Annotated in this window: 16 protein-coding genes; 11 read left to right on the top strand and 5 right to left on the bottom strand. The window is 65.2% G+C overall.

Features of this window, described 5'->3' with window-relative positions:
* Positions 1-36: 36 nt before the first annotated feature.
* Together LRS11_RS07855 and glnE are read right to left on the bottom strand one after the other, a co-directional pair.
* Complete coding sequence (locus LRS11_RS07855) at positions 37-960, bottom strand: branched-chain amino acid transaminase (protein ID WP_260496299.1); 924 nt, start codon at positions 958-960, stop codon at positions 37-39.
* A 61-nt stretch (positions 961-1,021) separates the two neighbouring features.
* Positions 1,022-3,925, bottom strand: coding sequence for a bifunctional [glutamate--ammonia ligase]-adenylyl-L-tyrosine phosphorylase/[glutamate--ammonia-ligase] adenylyltransferase (glnE, locus tag LRS11_RS07850; protein WP_260496298.1), 2,904 nt, complete (start codon positions 3,923-3,925; stop codon positions 1,022-1,024).
* 243 nt (positions 3,926-4,168) lie between these two features.
* Between glnE and aceE the strand changes: the two genes are divergently transcribed.
* From aceE to LRS11_RS07835, 3 genes are all read left to right on the top strand, one after another.
* Positions 4,169-6,814: a pyruvate dehydrogenase (acetyl-transferring), homodimeric type gene (aceE, locus tag LRS11_RS07845; RefSeq protein ID WP_260496297.1), complete on the top strand. Its 2,646-nt coding sequence runs from the start codon at positions 4,169-4,171 to the stop codon at positions 6,812-6,814.
* 11 nt (positions 6,815-6,825) lie between these two features.
* Positions 6,826-8,475 (top strand): dihydrolipoyllysine-residue acetyltransferase, encoded by a 1,650-nt coding sequence (gene aceF / locus LRS11_RS07840; RefSeq protein WP_260496296.1) that lies wholly within the window; start codon positions 6,826-6,828, stop codon positions 8,473-8,475.
* Positions 8,476-8,588: 113 nt separating this feature from the next.
* Positions 8,589-8,798: a hypothetical protein gene (locus tag LRS11_RS07835; RefSeq protein ID WP_260496295.1), complete on the top strand. Its 210-nt coding sequence runs from the start codon at positions 8,589-8,591 to the stop codon at positions 8,796-8,798.
* 133 nt (positions 8,799-8,931) lie between these two features.
* Here LRS11_RS07835 and LRS11_RS07830 read toward each other — a convergent pair whose 3' ends face one another.
* Positions 8,932-9,459 carry a hypothetical protein gene (locus tag LRS11_RS07830; RefSeq protein WP_260496293.1) on the bottom strand — a complete coding sequence of 176 codons (528 nt, stop codon included), beginning with the start codon at positions 9,457-9,459 and terminating at the stop codon, positions 8,932-8,934.
* 79 nt (positions 9,460-9,538) lie between these two features.
* On the opposite strand from LRS11_RS07830, the gene LRS11_RS07825 reads away from it, so the two are divergent.
* The 3 genes from LRS11_RS07825 to LRS11_RS07815 all read left to right on the top strand — a co-directional run bounded on the left by LRS11_RS07825 (position 9,539) and on the right by LRS11_RS07815 (position 14,146).
* A complete protein-coding gene (locus tag LRS11_RS07825; RefSeq protein WP_260496880.1) occupies positions 9,539-12,229 on the top strand; it encodes an EAL domain-containing protein in 2,691 nt (896 codons plus the stop codon).
* A 138-nt stretch (positions 12,230-12,367) separates the two neighbouring features.
* Positions 12,368-13,015: a peptide-methionine (S)-S-oxide reductase MsrA gene (msrA, locus tag LRS11_RS07820; protein WP_260496292.1), complete on the top strand. Its 648-nt coding sequence runs from the start codon at positions 12,368-12,370 to the stop codon at positions 13,013-13,015.
* An 81-nt stretch (positions 13,016-13,096) separates the two neighbouring features.
* Positions 13,097-14,146, top strand: a complete 1,050-nt coding sequence (locus tag LRS11_RS07815; protein ID WP_260496291.1) for a methyl-accepting chemotaxis protein — start codon at positions 13,097-13,099, stop codon at positions 14,144-14,146.
* Positions 14,147-14,537: 391 nt separating this feature from the next.
* Here LRS11_RS07815 and LRS11_RS07810 read toward each other — a convergent pair whose 3' ends face one another.
* On the bottom strand, positions 14,538-16,187 hold the full coding sequence (locus LRS11_RS07810; protein ID WP_260496290.1) for an NAD(P)/FAD-dependent oxidoreductase: 1,650 nt from the start codon (positions 16,185-16,187) through the stop codon (positions 14,538-14,540).
* Between the two features lie 126 nt (positions 16,188-16,313).
* Between LRS11_RS07810 and LRS11_RS07805 the strand changes: the two genes are divergently transcribed.
* The 3 genes from LRS11_RS07805 (at position 16,314) to LRS11_RS07795 (ending at position 19,035) form a co-directional block, all read left to right on the top strand.
* Positions 16,314-16,850 carry a PadR family transcriptional regulator gene (locus tag LRS11_RS07805; protein WP_260496289.1) on the top strand — a complete coding sequence of 179 codons (537 nt, stop codon included), beginning with the start codon at positions 16,314-16,316 and terminating at the stop codon, positions 16,848-16,850.
* 115 nt (positions 16,851-16,965) lie between these two features.
* On the top strand, positions 16,966-18,222 hold the full coding sequence (locus LRS11_RS07800) for an HD-GYP domain-containing protein (protein ID WP_260496288.1): 1,257 nt from the start codon (positions 16,966-16,968) through the stop codon (positions 18,220-18,222).
* 153 nt (positions 18,223-18,375) lie between these two features.
* A complete protein-coding gene (locus LRS11_RS07795) occupies positions 18,376-19,035 on the top strand; it encodes a hypothetical protein (protein WP_260496287.1) in 660 nt (219 codons plus the stop codon).
* A gap of 39 nt (positions 19,036-19,074) precedes the next feature.
* Here LRS11_RS07795 and LRS11_RS07790 read toward each other — a convergent pair whose 3' ends face one another.
* Positions 19,075-19,914, bottom strand: coding sequence for a 23S rRNA (adenine(2030)-N(6))-methyltransferase RlmJ (locus tag LRS11_RS07790; protein WP_260496286.1), 840 nt, complete (start codon positions 19,912-19,914; stop codon positions 19,075-19,077).
* Positions 19,915-20,124: 210 nt separating this feature from the next.
* Here LRS11_RS07790 and LRS11_RS07785 point away from each other — a divergent pair, with 210 nt between their 5' ends.
* The gene (locus LRS11_RS07785) at positions 20,125-21,927 is read left to right on the top strand and encodes an acyl-CoA dehydrogenase (protein WP_260496285.1); all 1,803 of its coding nucleotides are present in this window, start codon (positions 20,125-20,127) and stop codon (positions 21,925-21,927) included.
* A gap of 342 nt (positions 21,928-22,269) precedes the next feature.
* Complete coding sequence (locus LRS11_RS07780; protein WP_260496284.1) at positions 22,270-24,018, top strand: potassium/proton antiporter; 1,749 nt, start codon at positions 22,270-22,272, stop codon at positions 24,016-24,018.
* Positions 24,019-24,095: the final 77 nt, after the last annotated feature.

The following is a 24,095-nucleotide window of genomic DNA, read 5'->3' as shown; positions in this document are numbered from 1 at the left end:
GAGGCACAACGCCTCCCTGTCATGACCTAATGGAGCTTATTTGACCAGGGTACGCCACTCGGGGTGGGCATCGGTCTTGCCGGTGACCAGGTCGAAGTAGGCCTTCTGCAGCTTCTCGGTGACCGGGCCACGGCTGCCGATACCGATGCTGCGACCGTCGACTTCGCGGATCGGCGTGACTTCGGCGGCGGTGCCGGTGAAGAAGGCCTCGTCGGCGATATACACCTCATCGCGAGTGATGCGCTTCTCGATCACTTTGATGCCCAGCTCGCCGGCCAAAGTCAAAATGGTGTCACGGGTGATGCCGTTGAGGCAGGAGGTCACTTCCGGGGTGTACACCACGCCGTTCTTGACCAGGAAGATGTTCTCGCCGGACCCCTCGGCCACGTAGCCTTCCGGGTCCAGCAGCATGGCCTCGTCGGCGCCGCCGGAGATGGCTTCCTGCAGGGCCAGCATCGAGTTGATGTAGTTGCCGTTGGCCTTGGCGCGGGTCATCGAGATGTTGACGTGGTGACGGGTAAAGGAGCTGGTGCGCACCTTGATGCCCTTCTGCAGCGCCTCTTCGCCCATGTAGGCACCCCAGTGCCAGGCACCGACGATCACTTGGGTCTTCAGGCCGGTGGCGCGCAGGCCCATGGCTTCCGATCCGTAGAACACCATCGGACGGATGTAGGCGGTTTCCAGGTTGTTCTCACGCACGGCGGCGCGGGTGGCTTCGTTGATCTCGTCTTTGCTGAACGGGATCTTCATGCCCATGATGTGGGCCGAGTCGAACAGGCGGTCGGTGTGCGCCTGCAGGCGGAAAATCGCGGTGCCCTGCGGGGTGTTGTAGGCACGCACACCCTCAAACACGCCCATGCCGTAGTGCAGGGTATGGGTCAGCACGTGGGTGGTGGCGCTGCGCCATTCCACCAGTTTGCCGTCATACCAGATCACGCCATCACGATCGGCCATCGACATCGTTGCCTACTCCTCAGTGTTCGTCTCGGTCATCAATTCATTGCGGCTCTAAGTATGCCGCTTAGCTCAGGCCCAGCTCACGCCACAGGCGCATCACGCTGCGCCGCTCCTCGGCAAACTGCTCGCCACCGACCTTGCCCGGCTGCTTCTGCAACGCCTGCCGGTGGGCGGCGGCACGGTAGGCCTTGTAAGCCTCCTGCAACAGTTCGACGTCGGCGGCGGGCATCAGCCCGGCATCGCGCAGGCCATCGAGGATGCGGATATTGTCGGTGTAGCGGTGCAGTTGCGGGTGTTGCCGCGACCACGCCAGGGCCGCGTATTGCACCATAAATTCAATATCGACGATACCTCCGGCGTCCTGCTTCAGATCGAAGGAAGCCGCGGCGTCGAAGGCATTGGCGCCCCTGCCGGCGGCGGTTGACGGGGTACCGAGGTTGTCGCGCATCTTCGCGCGCATCTCGCTGACTTCCGCCTGCAGCGTGGGCAGATCACGCTCGCGCCCGAGCACGGCGGCGCGTACCTGCTCGAAGGCCGCCCCCACCCGCGGGCAGCCGACCAGCACGCGGGCACGCACCAGCGCCTGGTGCTCCCAGGTCCAGGCCTCGCTCTGCTGGTAGCGCTCGAAGGCACCGAGCGAGCTGACCAACAGCCCCGAGGCGCCGGACGGACGCAGGCGCATGTCCACCTCGTACAACTGCCCCGAGGTGGTCTGGGTGGTCAGCAGGTGAATGATGCGCTGGCCCAGGCGGGCGAAGAACTGCGCGCCGTCGATGGGCTTGGCGCCGTCGGTCTCGGCCTGAGAGTCGCCGTCGTGGATGAATACCAGATCCAGGTCCGAGCCGTGACCCAGCTCCAGGCCGCCGACCTTGCCGTAACCGACGATGATGAAGTCCGGATCGCACAGGCTGCCATCGGCGCGCTTCGGCGTACCGTGCTTGGCTACGGTGTGGCGCCAGGCCAGGGCCAGCACCTGTTCGAGAATGGCCTCGGCCAGCCAGGTCAGGTAGTCGCTGACCTTCATCAGCGGCAGGGTGCCGGCGATTTCCGAGGCGGCCACACGCAGGCGGTGAGCCAGCTTGAAGTGGCGCAGGGCCTCCATCTGCTGCTCCAGATCGTCCTCGGGAATCCGCGTCAGGCGTTCGCGCAGCTCGGCGGCCAGCTCCGGCGCCAGCGGCGGGCTGAACAGCCGGCCCTCGTTGAGCAGCTCGTCGAGCAGCAGCGGGAAGCGGGTGATCTGCTCGGCGATCCACGGGCTGGCTGCGCACAGGTTAAGCAGACGCTGCAGGGCCGAGGGGTTCTCGGTGAGCAGCACCAGATAGGCCGAGCGCCGCGCCACCGCCTCGACCAGCGGCAGCACGCGCTCCAGCACCAGGTCCGGGTTGGCGTGCTCCACCGCCTGGGCCAGCAGGCGCGGGATAAAGGCGTCCAGGCGCTCGCGACCGAGGCGCTGCATGGTGCGCACCTGGGAACCGCCGCGCAGGTCGATCAGCCGTTTGAGCGCGGCCGCCGGCTCGCTGAAACCGGCTTCGGCCAGCTGGCGCCCGGCCATTTCCTCGTCCAGCGCTTCTTCCCACAGCGGCAGCCACTCGCTGCCGACGCACAGCTCGGCCTCGGCGCCCTCCTCTTCGTCGGGATCGGCGATCACCTGGCGGAAATGCCACTCGATGCGCCCGCGCCAGTGCATCAGCTGCTCGCGGAAGGTGGTCCAGGAGTCGCAGCCCATGATCAGCGCAACCCGCGCACGATCCTGCTCGTTGTCTGGCAGCATCTGCGTCTGCCGGTCGCCGATGGCCTGCAGGGCGTGCTCGACGTAGCGCAGGAACTCGTAGCCCTGGCGCATCTCGGCAATGATCGGCGCCGGCAGGTAGCCCTGGCCTTCGAGAGTCGCCAGCACCTTGAGCAGCGGCCGCTGCTGCAGGCTGAGGTCGCGGCCGCCGTGGATCAACTGGAAGGCCTGGGCGATGAACTCGATCTCGCGGATACCGCCGGAGCCGAGCTTGATGTTGTCGGCCATGCCCTTGCGCCGCACTTCCTGCTGGATCAGCAGCTTCATCGCGCGCAGCGCCTCAATGGCGGAAAAGTCCAGGTAACGCCGGTAGACGAACGGCCGCAGCATCTCCAGCAGTTGCTTGCCGGCCACCTGGTCGCCACCGACCACGCGCGCCTTGATCATCGCGTAGCGCTCCCAGTCGCGGCCCTGGTCCTGGTAGTACTGCTCCAGGGCGTTGAAGCTGAGCACCAGGGCGCCGGCCGAGCCATAGGGGCGCAGGCGCATATCGACGCGGAAGACGAAGCCTTCGGCGGTGATCGGGTCCAGCGCCTTGATCAGCCGCTGGCCGAGGCGAATGAAGAACTCCTGATTATCCAGCGAGCGCTTCACCCCCTCGGTCTCGCCGCCTTCCGGGTAGCCGAAGATCAGGTCGATGTCCGACGACAGGTTCAGCTCGTGGGCACCGAGCTTGCCCATGCCGAGGATGACCATATGCTGCGCCTCGCCGCTGCGCCGGCCGATGGGCATGCCGAACTGCTCGCAGTGACGCGGGTAGAGCCAGTGATAGGCCAGGTCGATGCAGGCATCGGCCAGGTCGGAAAGATCGCGGCAAGTTTCCGCCAGATCGGCCTGGCGACTGATGTCGCGCCAGACGATGCGCACCTGCTGGCGATTGCGGAAGCGGCGCAGACGGCGACCCAGTTCGTCCTCATCGCCGCAGTCATCCAGCAAAGCCTGCAACTGACCGCGCAGCTCACCGGGGGTAAAAGCCCGCTCCAGCTCGCCACTGTCGGCCAGCGCCGGCAACAGCTGCGCATCCCGCACGGCCTGCTCATAAACGAAATCACTGCAGGCACAGACACGCTGCAGCGTCTCCTGACGAATGGTCGGCCAGGACTCGGGCAGCACGCTGCGGGCACGGTCGGCGAGGGGCTGGAGCTGGGCCGGCAAGGCGGCCAGTGGCGGCAGGCTCATGGTCTATCCTTGGGAGCGGAAAGCAACGACCGATGAGGGTTTCGACAGCTTTCCGACGATCGAATATTTGTAGTTTTACTACTAAAGAATGTGCCTCAAGCGCTGCGCGAGCCGTCATTTTGTAGTAAAACTACAGACAGCCGGTCTAACCCCGACACTAACGACTTTCACGTCGCCCGCTCAAAAAGCGTGCACGAGCCCAGGCTTTCCGATTCTGGAAGCCTTTCCGCCCTGGAGCAAGCCATGCAAGACCTTGATCCCGTCGAAACCCAGGAGTGGCTGGACGCCCTGGAATCCGTTCTCGACCAAGAGGGCGAGAAACGCGCCCACTACCTGCTGACCCGCATGGGTGAACTGGCCACCCGCAGCGGCACTCAGCTGCCCTATGCGATCACCACGCCCTACCGCAACACCATCCCGGTCGGCCATGAGGCACGCATGCCCGGCGACCTGTTCATGGAGCGGCGGATCCGCTCGCTGGTGCGCTGGAACGCGCTGGCCATGGTGATGCGCACCAACCTGAAAGACCCGGACCTGGGCGGCCACATCTCCAGCTTCGCCTCCAGCGCCACGCTGTACGACATCGGCTTCAACTACTTCTTCCAGGCGCCGACCGACGAGCACGGCGGCGACCTGATCTTCTTCCAGGGCCACGCCTCGCCCGGCGTCTACGCCCGCGCCTTCATGGAAGGGCGCATCAGCGAAGAACAGATGAACAACTTCCGCCAGGAAGTGGACGGCAAGGGCCTGTCTTCCTACCCGCACCCCTGGCTGATGCCGGACTTCTGGCAGTTCCCCACCGTGTCCATGGGACTCGGTCCGATCCAGGCGATCTACCAGGCGCGCTTCATGAAGTACCTGGAAAGCCGCGGTTTCATCCCGGCTGGCAAGCAGAAGGTCTGGTGCTTCATGGGTGACGGCGAGTGCGACGAGCCGGAATCCCTCGGCGCCATCTCCCTGGCCGGCCGCGAGAAACTGGACAACCTGATCTTTGTCATCAACTGCAACCTGCAGCGCCTGGACGGCCCGGTGCGCGGCAACGGCAAGATCATCCAGGAGCTGGAAGGCGTGTTCCGCGGCGCCGAATGGAACGTCAACAAAGTGATCTGGGGCCGCTTCTGGGACCCGCTGCTGGCCAAGGACGTCGACGGCATCCTGCAACGGCGCATGGATGAGGTGGTCGACGGCGACTACCAGAACTACAAGGCCAAAGACGGCGCCTTCGTCCGCGAGCACTTCTTCAACAGCCCTGAGCTGAAGGAGATGGTCAAGGATCTTTCCGACCAGGAAATCTGGAACCTCAACCGCGGCGGCCACGACCCCTACAAGATGTATGCGGCCTACCACCAGGCGGTCAACCATCAGGGCCAGCCGACCGTGGTGCTGGCCAAGACCATCAAGGGCTATGGCACCGGCGCCGGCGAGGCGAAGAACACCGCGCACAACACCAAGAAGGTCGATGTCGACAGCCTGAAGAAATTCCGCGACCGCTTCGACATCCCGGTCAAGGACGACGAGTTGGAGAACCTGCCCTTCGTCAAACCCGAGCCGGGCAGCGCCGAAGCGCGCTATCTACAGGAACGCCGCGACAAGCTCGGCGGCTTCGTGCCGCAGCGTCGGGCAGAGAGCTTCAGCATCCCCACCCCGCCGCTGGAGACCCTCAAGGCCATCCTCGACGGCACCGGCGACCGCGACATTTCCACCACCATGGCCTTCGTGCGCATCCTCTCGCAGCTGGTCAAGGACAAGGAACTGGGCCAGCGCATCGTGCCCATCGTGCCGGACGAGGCGCGCACCTTCGGCATGGAAGGCATGTTCCGCCAACTCGGCATCTACTCCTCGGTCGGCCAGCTGTACGAGCCAGTCGACAAGGACCAGGTGATGTTCTACCGCGAGGACAAGAAGGGCCAGATCCTCGAGGAAGGCATCAACGAGGCCGGCGCCATGTCCAGCTGGATCGCCGCCGGCACCTCGTACTCCACGCACAACCAGCCGATGCTGCCGTTCTACATCTTCTATTCGATGTTCGGTTTCCAGCGCATCGGCGACCTGGCCTGGGCCGCCGGCGACAGCCGCGCCCGTGGCTTCCTGATCGGCGGCACCGCCGGGCGCACCACGCTGAACGGCGAAGGCCTGCAGCATGAGGACGGCCATAGCCACATCCTCGCCGCGACCATCCCCAACTGCCGCACCTTCGACCCGACCTATGCCTACGAACTGGCGGTGATCATCCGTCACGGCATCAAGGCGATGACCGAAGAGCAGCAGAACGTCTTCTACTACATCACCGTGATGAACGAAGCCTACGCCCAGCCGGCCATGCCGGAAGGGGTCGAGGACGGCATCATCAAGGGCATGTACCTGCTCGAGGAAGACAAGAAGGAAGCCGCCCACCACGTGCAACTGCTGGGCAGCGGCACCATCCTGCGCGAAGTGCGCGAGGCGGCGAAGATCCTGCGCGACGAGTTCAACATCGGCGCCGATGTGTGGAGCGTACCGAGCTTCAACGAGCTGCGCCGCGACGGCCTGGCCGTGGAGCGCTGGAACCGCCTGCACCCGGGGCAGAAGCCGCAGCAGAGCTATGTCGAGCAGTGTCTGTCCGGGCGCAAGGGCCCGGTGGTGGCCAGCACCGACTACATGAAGCTGTTCGCCGAGCAAATTCGCCAGTGGGTGCCGAGCAAGGAATACAAGGTCCTCGGCACCGACGGCTTCGGCCGCAGCGACTCGCGGCAGAAACTGCGCCACTTCTTCGAGGTGGACCGCTACTGGGTCGCGCTGACTGCCCTGGAAGCCCTGGCCGAGCGCGGCGAGATCGACGCCAAGGTGGTGGCCGAGGCCATCGTCAAGTTCGGGTTCAACCCCGACAAAGCCAACCCGCTGGATTGCTGAGGAGCTGAGCGATGAGTGAATTGATTCGCGTGCCCGACATCGGCAGTGGCGAGGGTGAAGTGATCGAACTGCTGGTCAAGGTCGGCGACCGTATCGAAGCCGATCAGAGCCTGCTGACCCTGGAGTCGGACAAGGCCAGCATGGAAATCCCCGCGCCACGCGCCGGGGTCATCACCGCCCTGAAGGTCAAGCTGGGCGACAAACTGAAAACCGGCGACGAATTGCTGGAGCTGGACAGCGCGGACGCTGCAGTAGCGGCGCCAGCACCTGCAACCACAGCTCCGGCAGAAGCCGCACCCGCAGCCCCAGCACCTACACCAGCTCCCGCAGCGGCACCCGCCACCGAAAGCGTGCAGGACGTGCAGGTGCCGGACATCGGCTCGGCCGGCAAGGCCAAGGTTATCGAGGTGCTGGTCAAGGCCGGCGACGTGATCAGCGCCGAGCAGTCGCTAATCACCCTGGAGTCGGACAAGGCCAGCATGGAAATCCCCGCGCCGGCTGCCGGCACCGTGGAAGCCGTGCTGGTGCAGCTGGGCGCCGACGTCGGCACCGGCGACCTGATTATCAAACTGCGCGTGGCCGGTGCTGCACCGACGGCCCCTGCAGCGCCAGCCCCAGCTCCCGCAGCCTCGGCGCCGGTACACACCACCCCAGCCGGCGCCGCTCCGGCCGTGGCCGCGGAAGTCGGCGCGATCGCCGCCCTGTCTGCCGCCGCAGCCGCGGTCACCGCGCCGGTGCGTGACGGCAGCAAGGTGCATGCCGGCCCTGCCGTGCGCATGACCGCCCGCGAGTTCGGCGTCGACCTGGCCGCCATCAGCGGCAGCGGGCCGAAAGGCCGCATCCTCAAGGAAGACGTGCAGGCCTATGTACAGGCCATGCTGAAGAAGGCCAAGGAAGCGCCGGCTGCCGGCGCTTCCGGCGGCGCCGGCATCCCGCCGATTCCGATCGTTGACTTCAGCAAGTTCGGCGCAATCGAAGAAGTGCCGATGACCCGCCTGATGCAGGTCGGCGCCAGCAACCTGCACCGCAGCTGGCTCAACGTGCCGCACGTGACCCAGTTCGACAACGCCGACATCACCGAGCTGGAAGCCTTCCGCGTGGCGCAGAAGGCGGTAGCGGAGAAGGCCGGAGTCAAGCTGACCGTGCTGCCGCTGCTGCTCAAGGCCTGCGCCTACCTGCTGCGTGAGCTGCCGGACTTCAACAGCTCGTTGGCGCCGAGCGGCAAGGCGCTGATCCGCAAGAAGTACGTGCATATCGGTTTCGCCGTGGACACCCCGGACGGCCTGCTGGTCCCGGTGATACGCGACGTCGACCAGAAGAGCCTGCTGCAGCTGGCTGCCGAGGCCGCCGAACTGGCGGAGAAGGCGCGCACCAAGAAACTCTCGGTGGACGCCATGCAGGGCGCCTGTTTCACCATCTCCAGCCTCGGCCATATTGGCGGCACCGGCTTCACGCCGATCGTCAATGCGCCGGAAGTGGCGATCCTCGGGGTGAGCAAGGCGACCATGCAGCCAGTGTGGGACGGCAAGGCCTTCCAGCCGCGCCTGACCCTGCCGCTGTCGTTGTCCTACGATCACCGGGTAATCAACGGCGCCGCCGCCGCGCGCTTCACCAAGCGCCTCGGCGAGGTGCTCGGCGATATCCGCACGATGTTGCTGTAACGGCGTAAACCAGGCCGCCATGTCCAACCGGGCCTGGCGGCTTTTTTACGCCTGCAGGATTCGCCGCGACTGCTAAGGTTCCCCTGACCATCTAAAGCCGTGGTGGAGCAGCAGTGGACATTCGCATCGTCGCCATCGAGAGCCAGCCGCCTATCTGGCGGGTCTACCTCAACAGCTTCTTCATCGTCTGCCACAGCGCAGCCGAGGCCGAGGAAACCGCCTATAAGGCCGCTATCAGCCTGCGCAAACCGTTCCGCCAGGTGCTACTCAGCAGCGCCCGGGTCGAGCAGGCCGAAGACGCCGCGCCCTTCTCCGTACTCTGAGAACCTGTTTGGGCTCTCTTGATCGTCGGCCATGCTGCGTTGAAGTTGGGCTCTAGCTCAAAAGATCCCAAACAGGTTCTGCTGGCTATATATGCAACAAGGCCCGGAATTCCGGGCCTTGTCGTGTGCGGGCTCAGCTTTTCTGCATATTGCGGATCAGGAAACTGATCGCCTTGGCCAGTTCGGCCGCGCCCTGGTGATCGCGCAGTACGCGCAACCAGGGGCTGCCATCGGCCGGGTTCTGCAGCACGCAGACGATGCCGGTGGCCGGGCATTCGTAGCGGATGTAGGGGTCGAGGCCGAACACCGAGAGGCGCTGGTTGCTCACGGTCAGGTCCATGCCCTTCTCCGCCCGCACCTCCTGGCGCACCAGCAACTCGCCGGGCGCCGACACGCTCAGCTGGTAACGTAGGTCGTTGCGCTGCGCCTGGCCCACCTGGTAGGCGGCGCGCAGGGCATAGGTATCCAGCAGGGTATTGCTGTGCGCCAGCAACGCCTTGCGCTCGTCCTGGGTCAGGTACAGGCGCTTGAGCTCGGCCAGGTAACGCGCCTGCTCATCCCCGCCCAGCTGAGCCTCGGCCGCTACTGCCGCGGGGGCGGCGCCACCCAGGCTGAGTAACAGCAATAACCCGCTAAGTCTTCTTGTCAGTCCCAGCTGCATAATGCACCCTTGCCGAACTTGATTAATGACACAGGCTCTTGGCCTGAACACCAGCAGCATACTGGAAGCCAACCGCTTGATGAAAAGCCATCCCGATGCCGCCAGCCGTACGGCGGCCGAGGTTGTGACGCAGTTGCCAGTGCCATCGCGCCTGGGAATGCTGCGCTTCGAGCGTTTGAACGAGGCCAGCTGGGCCTTGCTCTACCTGGACCCGACCTGCGAACGCCAACTGGGCGTCGCGGCCAGCGACCTCTGCGCACTGATCGACTCGCCTTTCGCCAGCCTGATGGAGCCGGAAGCACGCTACCGCCTGCACGACGCCATCCAGCAGCAACTGGCCGCCAACCAGCACTATACGGTGCGCTACAACCTGCACTCGCCGCGCGGCACCCTCAGCCTGCTGGAAATCGGCGAACCCTATCTGCTGCACAACCGTCCGCTGCTGCGCGGCTATCTGCTGGTCACCGCCAAGCAGGACGACAGCCCCGGCGAACGCCTGCAGGAACTCGAAGCGCAGAACGTCAAGCTGCAGGCCTCCGTCGAGCTGTACCAGCGCGCCCAGGATGAGCACCTGCAGCACCTGATCCGCTCGCGCGCCCAGCAGAGCCTGATCGTGCGCCTGGCGCGCCATCGCTACCGCGCCCTGGACCCGCTCAGGGAAGCCGCCGAGCTGATCACCCAGGCTGCCTGCGAAACCTACGACGTGGCCCGCGCCAGTGTCTGGCTGCTGCAGGGCGACAACCTGCAGCCGGTGGCCATGTACCGCCGCGACATCGACCGCCACGAGCTGCCGACCGCCATCGATGCGCGCCCCTACCCGCAGTACCTGGAAGCCCTGCACAGCGGCCGCGCCATCGACGCGCACAACGCCCTGCTCGACCCGCGCACCGCCGAACTGGCGCAGGACTACCTGAAGCCGCTGGGCATCAATGCCATGCTCGACGCCAGCGTGCGCCTGGGTGGCGAGGTGGTCGGCGTGCTGTGCCTGGAACACATCGGCGCACCGCGGATCTGGCAGAGCGACGAAGTGGCCTTCGCCGGCGAGCTGGCCGATCAGTTCGCCCAGGTCATGAGCCATCAGCAGCGGCGTGACGCCACCAGCGCCCTGCACCTGTTCCAGCGCGCCGTCGAACAGAGCGCCAGCGCCTTCCTGCTGATCGACCGCGACGGCCTGGTGGAGTACGTCAACCCGAGCTTCACCTCGATCACCCAGTACAGCAGCGAGGAAGTCCACGGCCGACGCATCTCCGACCTGCCAGCCCTGGAAAACCTCGGCGACGTGCTGTTCGATCCACAGTCGGGGCTGGCCGAACGCAGCAGCTGGCAGGGCGAATTCCGCAGCCGGCGCAAGAACTTCGAGCCCTACTGGGGCCAGCTGTCGATCTCCAAGGTGTACAACGACGACGGCGAACTGACCCACTACATCGGCATCTACGAAGACATCACCCAGGGCAAGCTGGCCCAACAGCGCATCGAGCGCCTGGCCTACAGCGACAACCTCACCGGTCTGGGCAATCGACCGTATTTCATCCGCAGCCTGGAAGAGCGCTTCGCGCGCAACAACGGGCGGCCGTTCAATCTGCTGCTGGTCGACATCGACAACTTCAAGCGGATCAACGACAGCCTCGGCCACCAGACCGGCGACAAGCTGCTGTCGAGCCTGGCCCGCCGCCTGCGCAACAGCCTGAACCAGAACACCAGCCTGGCGCGCTTCGCCAGCAACGAATTCGCCGTGCTGCTGGATGGCGCCGATGAGCAGGGCGGCCTGCAGCTGGCGGCGGAAATCCTCCTGACCCTGGACAAGCCGCTGTTCGTCGACAATCAACTGATCAGCGTCACCGCCTCGGTCGGCCTGGCCTGTGCGCCGGCCCACGGCGACGATCCGCATGTGCTGATGAAGCACGCCGGCCTGGCCCTGCATAAGGCCAAGGCCAATGGCAAGAACCAGGTGCAGATCTTCACCGAGGCGCTGAACGCCGAGGCGCACTACAAGTTGTTCGTCGAGAACAACCTGCGCCGCGCCCTCACCCAAAACGAGCTGGAGGTCTACTACCAGCCCAAGCTGTGCCTCAAGACCGGCCAGCTCACCGGCCTGGAAGCCCTGCTGCGCTGGCTGCATCCGGACAAAGGCATGATCAACCCGGAGCAGTTCATCAGCGTCGCCGAGGAAACCGGGCTGATCATCCCGATCGGCAAGTGGGTGGCGCGCCAGGCCTGCCGCGTCAGCCTGGAGCTGGCCGCCCTGGGCATGGGCCAGGTACAGGTGGCGATCAACCTGTCGCCCAAGCAGTTCACCGACCCCGACCTGGTCGGCTCGATCGCCGCCATCCTCGACGAGGAACAGCTGCCGCCGCACCTGCTGGAGCTGGAGCTGACCGAGAGCCTGCTGCTCGAAGGCACTGACGACACCCGCCAGCAAGTCGCCCGCCTCAAGGCCCTGGGCCTGACCCTGGCGATGGACGACTTCGGCACCGGCTACTCCTCGCTGAGCTACCTGAAGAAGTTCCCGATCGACGTGATCAAGATCGACCGCAGCTTCATCAAGGACATCCCCGAGAACCAGGACGACATGGAGATCACCTCGGCAGTGATCGCCATGGCCCACAACCTCAAGCTCAAGGTGGTCGCCGAAGGCATCGAGACTGCCGCCCAGCTGGCCTTCCTGCGTCGCCACAAGTGCGACGTCGGCCAGGGCTACCTGTTCGACCGGCCGATCTCCAGCCGCGAGCTGATCGAGCGCCTGCGCCGCTATCCCTGTCGGGGCGCGTAAGCCCTTCCCTCTGAATCGGAGATAGAGCCGCAAGCTGGTAATTTTTACCGCTCGACGACGTCTATCACTTAGCGCCAACCGGTCACCCTGACCGGGGTAAGCTATTACCCGCCCACTCTGCCGCACCGAGGAACGCCCATGGTCCTGCGCTCGCAAATCCTTGCTCACAAGCTCGAACTGCCGACGGCCGAACAGGCCCTGCCCGGTCGCGCCACGCCCATGCCGGTGCCGGCCCAGCACTTCGTCAACGGCAACCCGCTGCAGCCGCCCTTCCCCGCCGGCCTGCAGCAGGCGGTGTTCGCCCTCGGCTGCTTCTGGGGCGCCGAGCGGCGCTTCTGGCAGCAACCGGGGGTGTGGAGTACAGCAGTCGGCTATGCCGGCGGACATACACCGAACCCGAGCTATGACGAAGTCTGCTCCGGCCTGACCGGCCATACCGAAGTGGTGCTGGTGGTCTTCGACCCGCAGCAGACCAGCTATGACGCCCTGCTCAAGGTGTTCTGGGAAGCGCACAACCCGACCCAGGGCATGCGCCAGGGCAACGATGTCGGCACCCAGTACCGCTCGGCCATCTACTGCAGCGACGATGCCCAGCTGCAGGCGGCGGAAGTCAGCCAGGTGATGTTCCAGGGCCAGCTGGAGCGCGCCGGCTTCGGCCCCATCACCACCGAAATCGCCGAGGCGCCGACCTTCTATTACGCCGAGGCCTACCACCAGCAGTACCTGGCGAAAAATCCCGGCGGCTACTGTGGGTTGGGCGGCACCGGCGTGTGCCTGCCCGCCTAAGAACGCTTACACTCACTGGCAGCCCGCCCGCCACATGGCGGGCCACTCATTCCAGCCAGGAGTCCGTGTTCACGGCCAGCCATGCACAGCACGCGCTTTTCCGATATCCACGAGATTCCACCGAAAGCCTTCAGCCCGGCCGCCCTGGCGTTGCAGATCGTGCCCTGGCTGCTGATCGGCGCGGCGCTCTGGGGCGGTCTGCCGCTGTGGATTGCCGTGCCCTGCGGCGCCATCCTCAGCCTCGGCCTGTTGCCGGCACTGGCCACGGCGACCCACTGGCAGGCGCTGATACAACCGCGCCCCAGCATCCCCACCACGCCCGACTGGCTGCCGCCGCTGGCCGCCGACCTGAGCAGCCATAGCGCCACCCAGCTGCAGCAGCTGGAGCAGTTGCAACAGCAGCTGCACGCCCATGACTCCGTTCAGCATCAGCACTGGCAGCAATTGACCGAGCAACTGGCCGAGCAGCGCACACAAGCCGCGCACCTGCTGGCGCCGATCCAGACCACTGCCACCCAGGCCGCGCTACCAGGCAGCGAAGCAGCCCTCACCAGCCTGACCGCCAGCCTGCAGCAAAGCCGCCAGCAGGCCGGCGAACTGGCCAGCCAGATGCGCCAGGTCACCACCCAGGCCGAGGCGATCCTGCGCGCCAGCGATGACATGGACTCGATTGCCAAGCAGACCAACCTGCTCGCTCTGAATGCTGCCATCGAGGCCGCGCGAGCGGGCGACAGCGGACGCGGCTTCGCCGTGGTCGCCGACGAGGTGCGCGCCCTGTCCAGCCGTTCAGCCGACTTCTCCCAGGAGATCCGCCGTACCGTGCTCGGCATGCGCGACGATCTGCAGCGCGCCGACCAACACGCCTGCAGCCTGGCCGAGGCCGATCAGTCAGCTGTCGAGGACGCCCGCCTGCAGATTGCCGAACACATCGCCACGCTCGCTCAGCAGCACAGCCAGGCCCTGGATGCCGCCGCCCAGCTGGAGCAACTGCTGCAGGCAAGCGCCGACCAGGCCAACGCCATCAACCTGCCGCCGCTGGATACCAGCGCCATGACTGAGCTGCAGCAACACGGCCAGGCACTCGGGCAACTGGCCGAGCAGTTGCAGCAAAGGTCGGCGGACGCCGGTTAAGTCGACGCGGTGCGGCAGTCATCCCGCAGGACAGACGCATCGTCAGCAGAGGCCTGCCTGAGCGCATCAGTGGGAAAGGCTGCGTAGTTTTCCACGGGGCGGTCATCCACCCGCGGACTGGCAAAGGTTGTAGATATTGTTATTCAGCACACGCTTTTGTAGGAGCCAGCTTGCTGGCGATCAGCGGGACGCTGTCTGCGTATCGCCAGCAAGCTGGCTCCTACAGGTTCAGGCCGTAGGGCGGGTGAAACCCGCGGCTTTCACCCGCCGAACTTCATCGTCGGCGATGGCGAGCCGCTATCCATGGCCGATTTCAACTGGGGGTGGATAACGCTTTGCTTATCCCCCCCAGTGGCTCGGTGCGATCCGGAACAAGGTATCGAACAGGTTCTTACAGCGCCTGCGTCGGCTCTCCCGTCTCGGCCTTGCTCTCCGGCTTCCAGCTTTTCAGCAACTGGCCGACCCGATAGCCACGCCAGCCGAGCATGCGCGAGGCGGTCAGCACGCCAGCCATCAGCGCGCCGCCAACCCCGGCGGTCACCGTATCGGCACCGGTCAGGTAGAGCCCCTTGATCGGTGTCTGGCTGTGAATCCAGTGTTGCTCGAAGCGCTGCACGGTGTGGTCGATACCATAGATCTCGCCCTGCTCGTTCCACTGGTACCACTCGGTGGACAGCGGCGTGCCCAGCTCGCAGAAGTCCAGCGCGCCGCGCAGTTGCGGCTGATGCTGGTAGAGGGTTTCCAGCAACTGCGCAGTCAACTCGGCCTTGAACGCCTCGTAGTCGGCGCCGCGCTTGCCCCAGGTGCTGCCCTTCCACTGGGCGAACCACTGCGGCTGGGTCGGCGCGACGATTTCCACCGTGGCCTTGTTCGGGTAATGAGCATCCCAGGCCGGGTCCTTGGCCGAGGGGAAGCTGATATAGATCAGCGGCATCGCCGGGTTCTGCCCAGCCATGAAGCTGCTGACGTTGTGGTCGTGATCATGGGTCGGGTAGACCCAGTAGTTGGTCTTCGGCAGCTTCAGCTCGGCGGCGCTGCCCTTGAAACCGGCATACAGGCACAGGGTGGCGGCCGACAGCTTGACCTTGGGCAGTTGCTCCAGCAGGCCATGGTCGCTGGCCACCTGCGGTTCGAGCAGACGGGTATAGGTCGGCACCAGGCCGGCGCAGCTGACGATCTGTGGCGCGCGAATCTCGAAGCCATCTTTCTGCATGCGTACGCCGACCGCGCGACCGCTCTCCACCAGGATATTGTCGACCCCGGCATAGGTGAACACATGGCCGCCGGCCGCCTCGATCACCGGGATGATGGTTTCGGAAATCTTCGTCGCACCGCCCACCGGGTAGTTGCCGCCGGTGATGTAGTGCTTGGCGACCATGGCGTGCATAACGAAGGCGGCGTCGGCGGGCGGCAGGCCGTAGTCGCCCCACTGGGCGGTGAGCACGCCGATCAGCTCCTGGTTGTCGGTCAGGCCTTCGAGCACTTCACGGGTGGTCTTGAAGAAGTAATCCGGCAGCCATAACCGGCGCAGCTTGCTGTACAGCATCCCCAGTGAACGCGGCAGCGCTTGCCCGGCGAAAAAGCGCGGCACCTTGGCGCTGACCTCGCTGAGCAGGTCGACATAACGCTCAAGCACCGCAGCTTCCCCCGGGAAATGGCGCGTCATCTCCGCCTTGAATTCCTCGCGCCCGGCCACGTAGTCGTATGTCTTGTCGCCGATCACGATACGGTCGTAGTGGGCATCCATCGGCGCCCATTCGAGGTTGCCGTCGCTGATCACATCGAATACCCGGCGGATCGCCGACCAGGGTTTGTGTACCTCGCCGAGGTAATGCACGCCCACGTCCCACTCGTAGCCTTCGCGCTCGTAACTGTGGGTGTAGCCGCCAGCGGTGTAGTGCTGCTCCAGCACGCATACGCGTTTGCCGAGCTTGGCCAGCAGCGCGGCGGTGGTCAGCCCGCCGATGCCAGAGCCGATGATGATGGCGTCGTAGTCATCGCGAACCAGGCGCGGACGGAAGCGGGTACCGGTGCGTTTCATGGAGGGCTCCTGCGTTATTCTTGTTATGCAATTTTTTGCATACTAGGCAGCATTTGCCGTCCATGCAACTTTTTGCATAATCCGTATACTGCGGCGCACTTCCATAGCAGCCGGTGAAACCCGCCCATGTCGCTCAAGCACGCCATCCTCATCCTCCTGGAAAGCGAACCCGGCAGCGGCTACGACCTGCTCAAGCGCTTCAAGGATGGCCTCGGCTATTTCTGGAACGCCAAGCACCAGCAGGTCTATCTGGAGCTGAAAAAACTCAACGAGGCCGGTTGGCTGGAATTCGAAGCCGAAGCCCAGGACACCCGCCCGGACAAGAAGATCTACCGCCTCACTCCGGCCGGCCACGTCGAGCTGCTGCGCTGGCTGGGCGAGCCGGTGCAGCCGAACAAGATCAACGATGCGCTACTGGTCAAACTCTACGCCGGCGCGCATACCTCGACCGCCAACCTGCGCGAGGAAATGCAGCGCCATGTGGCCGTGCACCGCAAGACCCTGGACAGCCTACTCAGCATCGAGCGGGACTACCTCGCCCTGGCCGAGGAACAACGCCAGGCGCTGCGCCTGCCCTACCTGACCCTGCGCCGCGGCATCCTCGGCGAGCAGTCCTGGCTGGCCTGGGCCGCCGAAGTCGAACAGGAACTCGACCGCGACTGAGAAACCAGCGCAGCAGACGCCCAGGATTAACCACGCGCCAGGCCCGCGCACTACTGCCAGTTCGCGTGCGAAACGCTAGACTCCCAGCCAATAGCCAGCAGCCTTCGACACCAGCATGCCCGCAGCCCCCGCCGTCTACATCACCCCCGAGCAACTGCGCATCGGCCTGTATGTGCAGCTCGAGCTCGGCTGGTGGGAGCACGATTTCACCTTCAGCAACTTCAAGATCAAGGACGAAGCACAGCTCAAGGCCCTGCGCGCCCTGGGGCTGCAACGCCTGCGCTATGACCCGGCGCGCAGCGATTGCGCGCCACTGGAACTGGTCGCCGAGCCTGCACCCGAGCCCGTCGAACAGGCCAAACCCGACCCTGCGGAACTCGCCCGCCAGGCCCGCGCCGCCAAGCTCGGCGTGCTGCGCAAGCGCCTGGCCGAAGTGGACCGCACCTTTGTCCAGGCCAGCCAGCGGGTCAAGACGCTCAGCCAGACCCTGCGCAACCAACCGGAAGAGGCGCTCAAGCAGGCCGGCGAAGTGGTCCGCGAGCTGGTCGCGGCGCTGCTTGGCGAAGACGGCGCGGCCCTGCACAGCATCAATGGCAAGGCCGCCGACGATGCTTACTCGCATCTGCTCAACGTCACGGTGCTGTCGGTGATGCTCGGGCGCCAGCTCGGCTACGACAGCGAGGCCTGCCACAGCCTGGGCCTCGGCGCGCTGCTGCACGACATCGGCAAGATGGAAGTGCCGAGCAAGGTGCTGCTCAAGGCCGAACCGCTGACCCGTCCCGAGCAGCAACTGTTCCAGCTGCACTGCGAGTTCGGCCTGCGCCGTGGCCAGCAGCTGATGCTCGACGACGAGGTGCTACGGATCATCCACGAGCACCATGAACACTGTGATGGCAGTGGCTACCCACGCGGCCTGCGCGAAGCGGCGATTGGCCGCTTGAGCCGGGTGGTGTGCATCACCAACCACTTCGACAACCTGTGCAACCCGCTCAACCCGCGCGACGCCATCAGCCCCCATGAGGCCCTGGTGAAGATGTTCAAGCAGCAGCGCGAGCGCTTCGACGAGGTGGCACTGAAGGCCTTTATCCGCAGCATGGGTGTCTACCCGCCGGGCAGCCTGGTGCAGTTGGAGGACGAGCGTTACGCCCTGGTGCTGGGCATGCACCCGAGCCTGCCGCTGAAGCCGACGCTGATCCTCTTCGAGCCCAAGATCCCCAAGGAAGAGGCGCTGATCGTCAACCTCGAAGAAGAACCCAACCTGGCCATCGCCCGCAGCCTGCGCCCCGCGCAGCTACCGGTGGCAGCACTCGAATACCTCAATCCGCGCCAGCAGCTGAGCTACTACGTCGACCCGCGTCAGCGCGGCAAATAGCAGTTTGCACACCCAGTGGCACTTAGCCAAACCTTGCGGACTGCCTCGCAGGCCGTTTGAAAAAGAGCGACTAAGCTGGCTGCGGTGCGGGCTCTTCAGAAAGGAGTCGGGAAGCCCCACCGTCTATCCTCTCAACCCGCAAAGGGACATTGCATGAACGCATTCAAACCTCTGGTTGCCGGCCTGCTGCTGGCCGCCAGCTGCATCGCCAGCGCCGACACCCGCCTGATCCTGAGAAGCGATGCCGGCGATTTCGTCGGCCAAGGCCAGAACTACCTCTATACCGATGCCAACGCCGTCTTCCAATTCAGCAAGCTTCATCCCAATGGCATCAAGCTGAATATCACCAGTGGCAGCGATTGGTGGACCCTGATTATGCTAGCCCCCAATAACGTCGTACTCCAACCTGGCAGCTATAACGGGGCCATGCGCGCCGGTTTCAAGGACGCGGACAAGCCCGGACTGGACTTCGAGGGCAACGGCCGCGGCTGCAGCAAGTTGACCGGCCGTTTCGATATCTTCGAAGTGACCTATGGCAGCGATGGTGTGGTGACGGCGCTGAATGCCAGCTTCGAACAGCACTGCGAGGGCGGCGCCCCGGCGTTGCGCGGCCAGCTCAGCTACAACCTGGAAACACCGCTGGGCGTGACCACCAGCGGGGTCGCGGTGAAGAGCTACACCTGCCTGAACCGCACCAGCGGCCAGAGTCTGATCCGCCGCAGCAGTGCCAGCCTGTTCGACTGCAAGCAAGCCGGCCTGCAGGTCAACCCGGGCGATCAGGTGAGCATAACGGTCAACGGCAACGCCGAGTAATGCATGCCCCGAGCGGCACGGGGCCAGGCCCCGTGCCGCTTACTTCTCCTGCACCAACCAATCCACTCGCCAGTCACCCTTGCTCTGCGCCAGCTTGCTCGCCAGCCAGGGCAGCAGCTGCTTCAGCTCCTCTTCCAGGCCCCATGGCGGGTTGGCGATGGCCAGGCCGGAGCCGGAGAGGCGGATGGCGTCGTCCGGACTGTGGACGAACAGTTCGACGCGCAGCAGCTTGGGCGCGCTGGATTTCTCCAGGCTCTGGTAGAAACGCTTGAGCTGACGCTCGTCCTTGATCGGGTACCAGATCGCCACCACGGTCTGGCGCATGCGACTAATGGTTTCGTTCAACGCGGTGATGCAGCGCTCCAGTTCGTCGGCCTGCTCGAACGGCGGGTCGATCAGCAGCAGGGCGCGCTTTTCCGCGACCGGCAGCAGGGCGCGCGGCACATGCCAGCCTTCGCCCAGGTGCACGGCCACGCGGCGGTCGCCGCGCATGTTGTCTTTCAGCAACTGGCCATCTTCCGGGTGTTTCTCATTGAGCAGCACGCGGTCCTGCATACGCGTCAGCTGGCGCGCCAGTTCGGGCGAGCCGGGGTAGTAGCGCAGCTGGTCATCCGGGTTGAGCGCACGCAACACGCCGAAGTAGTCGGCGGTCAGTTCGGGCAGGTCCGGCGCATCCCACAGGCGGGCGATGCCTTCCAGCCATTCTCCGGTGCGGCTGGCCTGGTCGCCCTTGAGGTCATACAGACCGACGCCGGCATGGCTGTCGAGGCAGACGAACGGCGCCTCCTTGCGTGACAGCAGGGCGATGAGGCGGCTCAGGGTGATGTGCTTGAGCACGTCGGCATGGTTGCCGGCGTGGAAGGCGTGACGGTAGTTCATGGAAAAATCCTCGCGAGGCGCGGATTGTAGCCCGGATGCCCGCCACGACGCATGGCACGGGGCAACACCCTCTCCCCCGCCCCCTCTCCCATGAATGGGAGAGGGGAGGAGAAAGCGCCAAGTTCTATCGCTTTATCACGCTTATGGATGTTGCTAGGCAGCCTTCATTCACCGACCTAGACTCCAGCCATTCCACTGGAGGCACGCCCCATGTCCGAGACTCTGCTCAGTTCCCGCAACCTGGCCTTCGAGCTCTACGAAGTACTCGATGCCGAAGCCCTGATCCAGCGCGAACGTTTCGCCGAGCACAACCGCGAGACCTTCGATGCCGCCATCGGCACCGCCCGCGGCATCGCCGAAGAGCTGTTCGCCCCGCACAACCGCAAGAACGACGAGCACGAGCCGCAGTACGTGGACGGCGCCGCGGTGCTGATCCCGGAAGTCGAGCCGGCCCTGCGCGCCTTCCACGAGGCGGGTTTCCTCAACGCCACCCGCGACTTCGAGCACGGCGGCATGCAGCTGCCCAACCTGCTGTCGCAGGCCTGTTTCGCCCACTTCCAGTCGGCCAACATCGCCACCAGCTCCTACTCGATGCTGACCATGGGCGTGGCCAACCTGATCGAAGCCTTCGGCAATGACGAGCAGCAGCGCAAATACCTGCAGCCGATCATCGACGGCCGCTTCTTCGGCACCATGGCCCTGACCGAGCCGCACGCCGGCTCCTCGCTGTCGGACATCCGCAGCAAGGCCGAGCCGCACGCCGATGGCAGCTACCGGATCAAGGGCAACAAGATCTTCATCTCCGGCGGCGACCAGCCGATCTCGGAGAACATCGTGCACATGGTGCTGGCCAAGCTGCCGGACGCGCCGCCCGGAGTGAAAGGCATCAGCCTGTTCATCGTGCCGAAGTTCCTGGTCAACGACGACGGCAGCCTGGGCCAGCGCAACGACGCCCTGCTGGCCGGCCTGTTCCACAAGATGGGCTGGCGCGGCACTACCTCCACCGCGCTGAACTTCGGCGATAACGACGATTGCGTCGGCTACCTGGTGGGCAAACCGCACCACGGCCTGAGCTACATGTTCCAGATGATGAACGAGGCGCGCATCGGCGTCGGCATGGGCGCCATCATGCTCGGCTATGCCGGCTACCTGTACTCGCTGGACTACGCGCGCAACCGCCCGCAGGGCCGCCATCCGGATGGCAAGGACCCGGCTTCGCAGCAGGTTTCGATCATCGAACACGCCGACGTGCGGCGTATGCTGCTGACCCAGAAGGCCTATGTCGAAGGCGCTTTCGACCTCGGCCTGTATGCCGCCCGGCTGTTCGACGACACCCAGACCCTGGAAACCGAGGAGCAGCGCAAGACCGCCCTGGAGCTGCTCGACCTGCTCACCCCGATTGTCAAATCCTGGCCCTCGGAGTTCTGCCTGAAGGCCAACGAACTGGCCATCCAGATCCTCGGCGGTCACGGCTACACCCGCGAATACCCGGTGGAGCAGTACTACCGCGACAACCGCCTCAATCCGATCCACGAAGGCACCCACGGCATCCAGTCGCTCGACCTGCTCGGGCGCAAGGTGTCGATGAATGGCGGAGCGGCACTCAAACAGTTGCTCAAGCTGATCCACGGCACCTGCCAGCGCGCCACCGAGTACACATCGCTCAACGCCCTGCGCCAGCCGCTGGAGCAATTGCTGGCGCGCCTGCAAACGGTGACCCTGGCACTGCTCGGCGACCTGATGGCCGGCAAGGTCAACCAGGGCCTGGCCAACTCGGCGCTGTACCTCAAGGTGTTCGGCCACACGGTGATCGGCTGGCGCTGGCTGGAGCAGGCGATCCGTGCCGAAGAGGGCCTGGCGCGCGGCAACGCCGCCGATGTCGACTTCTACCAGGGCAAGTTGCAGGCCGCGCGCTACTTCCTGACCTGGGAAGTGCCGAGCTGCCACCACGACCTGGCGATTCTCGAGGCGCGCGACGATACCTGCCTGGGCATGCAGGACGCCTGGTTCTAAGCGCCTGTTTACGATCTGATCGGCAGCGTCTGAATGGCGAGTGGCGGCACGCTTTTGCCCCCTCTCCCGTTTACGGGAGAGGGCTGGGGAGAGGGTTTGACCAAGCCCCCTCCCCCAACCCCTCTCCCACAAGTGGGAGAGGGGAGACTTGCAGCGCTGCGCGTCATCCCCCTGCGCCGTGACAAGCTCCGCCGGCCGCATCTAACCCGCTGATTTGCCAGGTAAGAATAGGCCCCGCCCAGGCGGGGCTTTTCTTTTGACAGGCTGACAAAGCCACGGGTTAGAATCCGGCATGACCTCTGCATAGCAGCGGCGCCCCGCCCATTCGCCCGGAGTACGCCCTTGGACGCCAGTACCATCAACAGCCTGTTTCTGATCGGTGCGCTGCTGGTGGCAATGAGCATCCTGGTCAGCGCCTTCGGCTCGCGCTTCGGCATTCCGATCCTGGTGATTTTCCTCGCAGTCGGCATGCTCGCTGGTGTCGACGGCCCCGGCGGCATCGTCTTCAACAACTACTCGCAGGCCTACCTGGTCGGCAACCTGGCACTGGCCATCATTCTCCTCGATGGCGGCATGCGCACCCGCGTGTCGAGCTTTCGCGTGGCACTCTGGCCCTCATTGTCGCTGGCCACCCTGGGCGTGCTGGTCACCGCCGGCTTGACCGGCGTGGCCGCGGCCTGGCTGTTCAACCTGAGCTGGCTGGAGGGCCTGCTGATCGGCGCCATCGTCGGCTCCACCGACGCCGCAGCGGTATTCAGCCTGCTCGGTGGGCGCGGGCTCAACGAGCGGGTCAGCGCCACCCTGGAAATCGAGTCGGGCAGCAACGACCCGATGGCGGTGTTCCTCACCGTGACCCTGATCGGCATGCTTGCCAGCGGCGAGTCCGGTTTCAGCTGGACCTTCGTCGTGCACCTGATCCAGCAGTTCGGCATCGGCGGCCTGCTTGGCCTCGGCGGTGGCTGGTTGCTGCTGCAGGTGATCAACCGCATGACCCTGGCCAACGGCCTCTATCCGCTGCTGGTGGTCAGCGGCGGGATCATGATCTTCGCGGTGACCAACGCCGTGGGCGGCAGCGGCATCCTCGCCATCTACCTGTGCGGCCTGCTGCTGGGCAACCGGCCGATCCGCTCGCGCCACGGCATCCTGCATATCCTCGACGGCCTCACCTGGCTGGCGCAGATCGGCATGTTCCTGGTCCTCGGCCTGCTGGTCACGCCCCACGAGCTGCTGCCAATCATCCTCCCGGCCCTCGGCCTGGCACTGTGGATGATCCTGTTCGCCCGGCCGCTGTCGGTATTCCTCGGCCTGCTGCCGTTCCGCGCCTTCCACGACCGCGAGAAAGCCTTCATCGCCTGGGTCGGCCTGCGCGGCGCGGTGCCGATCATTCTCGCCGTGTTCCCGCTGATGGCCGGCCTGCCGAATGCCCAGCTGTTCTTCAACGTGGCCTTCTTCATCGTGCTGGTCTCCCTGCTGCTGCAGGGCACCAGCCTGCCCTGGGCGGCCAAGCTGCTGAAAGTCACCGTACCACCGGACCCGGCGCCGATCTCGCGCGCCGGCCTGGAAACCCACCCGACCAGTGAGTGGGAGCTGTTCATCTACCGCCTGGGCGCGGAGAAGTGGTGCATCGGCGCGCCGCTGCGCGACCTGAAGATGCCCGAAGGCACGCGCATTGCCGCGCTGTTCCGTGGTCGCGAGCTGCTGCACACCTCCGGCAGTACCAAACTGGAAGCCGGCGACGTGCTCTGCGTGGTCGGCCACGAACATGACCTGCCGACCCTCGGCAAACTGTTCATCGAGGCGCCGACCCGTACCCAGGACCTGCGCTTCTTCGGTGACTTCATCCTCGAAGGCGATGCCCAGCTCAGCGCCGTGGCCACCCTCTACGGCCTGAAACTGGAAGGTGCCGAAGGCCAGCTGCACCTGGGCCGCTTCATCGCCCACCAGATCGGCGGCCAGCCGGTGGTCGGCGACCAGGTGGAATGGAACGGCCTGACCTGGACCGTGGCCGTGATGGAAGGGAACAAGGTGCGCAAAGTCGGCGTCAGATTCCCCGAAGGTCAGGGCAAGCCCGGTCCAGGACTCTTCCTCTAAGCATTTGACCGGCAATCTGGCAGTCGCGCACGCCACGCGACTGCCCGCCTGGCATATCATTAGCCGCATCATTTTCC

Origin of the sequence: Pseudomonas sp. J452 (assembly GCF_024666525.1) — a bacterium.
In the GTDB taxonomy this organism is placed as follows: Bacteria; Pseudomonadota; Gammaproteobacteria; order Pseudomonadales; family Pseudomonadaceae; genus Aquipseudomonas.
This window is presented reverse-complemented; position numbering and strand designations above follow the sequence as displayed.

Coding starts and splice junctions, on each gene's coding strand:
- LRS11_RS07855 (WP_260496299.1), bottom strand. CDS start 960: ATGTCGATGGCCGATCGTGATGGCGTGATCTGGTATGACGGCAAACTG.
- glnE (WP_260496298.1), bottom strand. CDS start 3,925: ATGAGCCTGCCGCCACTGGCCGCCTTGCCGGCCCAGCTCCAGCCCCTC.
- aceE (WP_260496297.1), top strand. CDS start 4,169: ATGCAAGACCTTGATCCCGTCGAAACCCAGGAGTGGCTGGACGCCCTG.
- aceF (WP_260496296.1), top strand. CDS start 6,826: ATGAGTGAATTGATTCGCGTGCCCGACATCGGCAGTGGCGAGGGTGAA.
- LRS11_RS07830 (WP_260496293.1), bottom strand. CDS start 9,459: ATGCAGCTGGGACTGACAAGAAGACTTAGCGGGTTATTGCTGTTACTC.
- LRS11_RS07825 (WP_260496880.1), top strand. CDS start 9,539: ATGAAAAGCCATCCCGATGCCGCCAGCCGTACGGCGGCCGAGGTTGTG.
- msrA (WP_260496292.1), top strand. CDS start 12,368: ATGGTCCTGCGCTCGCAAATCCTTGCTCACAAGCTCGAACTGCCGACG.
- LRS11_RS07815 (WP_260496291.1), top strand. CDS start 13,097: ATGCACAGCACGCGCTTTTCCGATATCCACGAGATTCCACCGAAAGCC.
- LRS11_RS07810 (WP_260496290.1), bottom strand. CDS start 16,187: ATGAAACGCACCGGTACCCGCTTCCGTCCGCGCCTGGTTCGCGATGAC.
- LRS11_RS07805 (WP_260496289.1), top strand. CDS start 16,314: ATGTCGCTCAAGCACGCCATCCTCATCCTCCTGGAAAGCGAACCCGGC.
- LRS11_RS07800 (WP_260496288.1), top strand. CDS start 16,966: ATGCCCGCAGCCCCCGCCGTCTACATCACCCCCGAGCAACTGCGCATC.
- LRS11_RS07795 (WP_260496287.1), top strand. CDS start 18,376: ATGAACGCATTCAAACCTCTGGTTGCCGGCCTGCTGCTGGCCGCCAGC.
- LRS11_RS07790 (WP_260496286.1), bottom strand. CDS start 19,914: ATGAACTACCGTCACGCCTTCCACGCCGGCAACCATGCCGACGTGCTC.
- LRS11_RS07785 (WP_260496285.1), top strand. CDS start 20,125: ATGTCCGAGACTCTGCTCAGTTCCCGCAACCTGGCCTTCGAGCTCTAC.